The sequence below is a fragment of the Methylomagnum sp. genome, assembly GCF_054333355.1.
The window spans coordinates 1-2,691 of sequence record NZ_JBTEKS010000501.1 but is presented as its reverse complement, the minus strand read 5'-3'; the positions used below and the strand labels follow the sequence as shown (position 1 = coordinate 2,691).

At 58.4% G+C, this 2,691-nt stretch carries 4 protein-coding genes; all 4 read right to left on the bottom strand.

Annotated elements, in window-relative coordinates:
* Positions 1–214: 214 nt before the first annotated feature.
* Positions 215–790 carry a recombinase family protein gene (locus tag ACXWUF_RS21690; protein WP_458496604.1) on the bottom strand — a complete coding sequence of 192 codons (576 nt, stop codon included), beginning with the start codon at positions 788–790 and terminating at the stop codon, positions 215–217.
* A gap of 267 nt (positions 791–1,057) precedes the next feature.
* Positions 1,058–1,978 carry a GIY-YIG nuclease family protein gene (locus tag ACXWUF_RS21685; RefSeq protein ID WP_458496603.1) on the bottom strand — a complete coding sequence of 307 codons (921 nt, stop codon included), beginning with the start codon at positions 1,976–1,978 and terminating at the stop codon, positions 1,058–1,060.
* 82 nt (positions 1,979–2,060) lie between these two features.
* A complete protein-coding gene (locus ACXWUF_RS21680) occupies positions 2,061–2,549 on the bottom strand; it encodes a DUF3368 domain-containing protein (RefSeq protein ID WP_458496602.1) in 489 nt (162 codons plus the stop codon).
* Positions 2,542–2,691, bottom strand: a 150-nt coding sequence (locus tag ACXWUF_RS21675; RefSeq protein ID WP_458496605.1) for a UPF0175 family protein, incomplete at its 5' end; no start/stop codon positions are given. The genes ACXWUF_RS21675 and ACXWUF_RS21680, both read right to left, overlap by 8 nt.

Sequence of the window (2,691 nt, the reverse complement as noted above, 5' to 3'; positions counted from 1 at the left end):
CTGGTGGAACGGCTGGCGGCGCTGGTCGGCGAATGACCGTAAGATTTGAGTGCGCCCCTTCCTCCCACGCATAAAAAAACGCCCCGAAACCGGGGCGTTTTTCCATCCAAAAAGAAGCTTTCGGATTCAGGCTGTAGTACGCATAAGCCTTATATTTCATTTAGTTAGGCAATATTTCCTGTCATTCGGGGACAATCCGGGGACACTATCCAGCCTAGCGCCCCTGCTCATCCCGAATGCCAATGATCGTAGCCCGCGACACCTTGAAGTCCCGCGCCACTTGGGACACCGATTCACCAGCGTGAAGCCTTTCCAGGATGCCCCGGCGGTCGGCTTCGGTGGTTTTGGAGGGTCGCCCCAATTGCTTCCCCTCGGACTTCGCCCGCTCCAAGCCCGCTTGGGTGCGCTCTATCAACAAGTCCCGCTCCATTTCCGCCACGGCGGAAAGCATGGTCAGCAGCAGCTTTCCGGCGGGTGATGTCAGGTCGGTGTTTCCCAACTGATGGACGATAACGTGAACCTTCAGCTCTTGGAGTAGGCGAACGGTTTGCAGCACGTCCACCGCATCCCGGCCCAAGCGGTCCAGTTTGGACACAATCAAGGTTTCACCCTCGCGAACCCGTTCAAGCATCTTTTGGAACTGTGGTCGCTGGCTGGCGTGAGTCTTTCCCGACACGCCGACATCCTCAAACCAGTAGTCGATTTTGTATCCGGCCTGCTCAAGCTCTAGCCGTTGGTTCTCGGTGGCTTGGGTGGTGGTGGAAACTCTGCCATAGCCGAAGGTGGACATGGGGAACGCTCCTAAAGTGTTAGAAAACGGTGTTATTTTCTTAACGCTGTTAGAAAGTGTCAATCCCTATATTTCCAACACAATAAAGCGCCCTTTTTTAGACTGTTGGAAAACGTTCGTTTTCTGACAGTCGGGGCAGGGGTGCGCTATGACGCTATGGGGTGGCTCAGGGGGTGGAATCGCTGGGAGGACGCTAGAGCGAGGGCACCACGGCGAAGCGTTACGCCAAGTTGTTCAAGCGATTCCCGCCAGCAAGATAACCAAGCTTCATTTCTTCCCCACCAAATCCGTCAGCTTCGTCGCGGCCTTCAATTTCTCGAAGCTGGTATAGCGCGGCCCTTGCATCGCGCCTTGGGGCGCGTCGCCGAATGGGATGGGGCCAATCGGCTTGGCCTTTTCCGAGAACACCAGCCGGTATTTGCCGCCTTCGCCGTAGGGTTCGATCCGGTTCACGGGGGCGTAGTGGGTAATCGCCGACACCGGGGCGGTTTGGTAGGCGGCGATGTACTTGATTTTGTCCAGCATCCCGCCGGATATGCGGATGGCGTACCAATCGCTTTCGTTCAAAAAGTGCTGCTCGAAGCCGTCCTTCTGTGCCGGGACGATCACGGTATCCAGGCCGGGGGAAATCGGCTTGTCGGGTGCGTCGGTGGCTTTTGGGGTGGCTACCGCCTTGGGGAATTCAAACGCTCGAAGACCCGCCAGGGGCAGGATTTGCAGCATTTCCTTGAGGAAACCTTGGGTGTCGGCTTTTTCGGCTTCGCTGAGGGTGGGTTCTTGGGGTGCGTTGCCGTTGTTCAGGCGGCAACGCCCGGCTTGTTTGGCGCGTTGAATCAGGGCGTATTCCAGCCACATCACATGCGCCCGGTTAAGCCCATCGTTGGCGGAGACAAAGACGACAGCCCAATCCCAAAAGTCCTTTTTCAGGATGTGCTCTTCGAGGCGGTTTCCGACATCTTCGGTTTGGCCGATGTAGAGCCGGGGCAAGTCGTCTTCCGGGTCGTCGGAGTAGCCGATGAGGATGTAAACGCCCGGCTTGCCAAGGTTGGGGCGCTTTTTCACATTGGGCCATTGGTTGCGCGGGAAAACGATGCCGAGTCCGGTCCAGTTCATGCGGTCGATGAGGCGGACGCCTTCGGGGTCGCCGTCCGGGACGAATATGCGGATGGTGAAGGGATCGGCGGGCATGGGTTATTCGGTGGTTTGAAATGGGTGTTTCGACATCGACGGCAACCGTGCCTTTAATCTTGGGTGGTTTGCAATAAGCCATTCACTCCCCCGCCGCTTTGCAAGCCGCATCAATTACGCTGTCGGCGATGAAGTAGCCCGCTGCCCGCAATTCCAGCAGGTACGGTCTCACGCTTTGGATAAGTCCCCGGCGATAAGCTTCAACCAGAATCCCCGCCGTGCCTTTCACCGGAAGGCCATAAACCCGTTGCGCGATGCGTCGCCCTCGGCGCTCGTCGATGATTGCCAAGCATGGCGACAATTGCCGGGCGAGGCTGATAACTTCCGCCTCGCCGGGGTCGAGTTCCATCACCAGCAACGGATCGGGCACCGGCCCTGTCCGCACGCGGGCTTGCCAATCGGGAGATTGCAGGGATATAGCGCCGGGTTTGCCGATACCCGCCACGGCGACTTCGTTGAAGACCGTTTGGGGAATCCAGCACTCGGCATACAGGGCGGGCAACAGGTCTAGCTGTCCCAGGATGGACAGAGCTACCAATGGCCCGGAATTGATCACCGCCCGTTCAAGCATTTTCGGCAAACTCCGCGCTCAATTCGTCTTCGTCCAGGGCCACGACTGGCACCCCGGCCCGTCCGGCGGCAAGGAGGAATTCCACCCGGCCCATACCGCACAGCGCCCCGGCCTTGCCGGAACTCAAGCGCCCGACTTCAAA

What these genes read in the sequence shown, in the direction of transcription:
- ACXWUF_RS21690 (WP_458496604.1), bottom strand. Translation starts at nt 790, where the DNA reads ATGTCCACCTTCGGCTATGGCAGAGTTTCCACCACCACCCAAGCCACC.
- ACXWUF_RS21685 (WP_458496603.1), bottom strand. Translation starts at nt 1,978, where the DNA reads ATGCCCGCCGATCCCTTCACCATCCGCATATTCGTCCCGGACGGCGAC.
- ACXWUF_RS21680 (WP_458496602.1), bottom strand. Translation starts at nt 2,549, where the DNA reads ATGCTTGAACGGGCGGTGATCAATTCCGGGCCATTGGTAGCTCTGTCC.